General features: G+C 66.4%; 1 protein-coding gene. It reads right to left on the reverse strand.

The features are described 5' to 3' along the window. The coding region (locus A9X01_RS30525; protein ID WP_172832523.1) for a hypothetical protein at positions 1-699 on the reverse strand (699 nt) is incomplete at both ends.

The following is a 699-nucleotide window of genomic DNA, read 5'->3' on the forward strand; positions in this document are numbered from 1 at the left end:
GCAGAGCCAGCTGCAGGTTCAGCAACGCGTTGTTCAGGCTGACGGCCAGGTTAACCGCGGTGGAGTTCAGGGACGCCAGCAGAGACCCGCCGGTCTGAGCGAGCCCGGCGAGCGCGGTCTCGATACCGGCCACCAGCGGACCACCGGTCTGGACGAATCCGGAAAGACCGGTACCGAGGCTGGCGCCGAAGGCGTCGGTGAAGACTTCGGTGACTTGAGTGACCGCGTTGGCCCAGATGCTCGCGAGGGCCATACCGGTCTGGCTGCTTCCTGCCAGCGCGGCCGCGAGGTTAGCCGTCACGGCCGCACCGGTTTGACCGAGACCCGACAAGCTCGAGGCCAGGCCTGCCGAGAGAGCCTCACCAGCGTCCACCAGGCCATTCAGCGAACCCGACAGCGCTGCACCCAGTTCGGCGCCGATGTTGGCGCTGAGGTTCGCCGACACGGATGCGTTGAGGTTGGCCAGTGCAGCATTGAGAGCGGCGCTGAGACCGTTGATGCCACCGCTGAAGGATCCACCCAGCGCTGCACCGAGGTTGGCGGCCAGATCTCCGCCCGTGGCGACCAAGGCGTTGAACCCGGTTTGCAGAGCACCCAGACCGCCGTTGAAGGCCGCGGTCAGAGTAGGTAGACCGCCGCTGAAGGCTGCGGTCAGGGCGGCATTGAGGCTGTTCAACCCGGTCCCAAAAGCACCGGTGA

This window comes from Mycobacterium asiaticum, from assembly GCF_001668675.1.
Taxonomy (GTDB): Bacteria; Actinomycetota; Actinomycetes; order Mycobacteriales; family Mycobacteriaceae; genus Mycobacterium; species Mycobacterium asiaticum_D.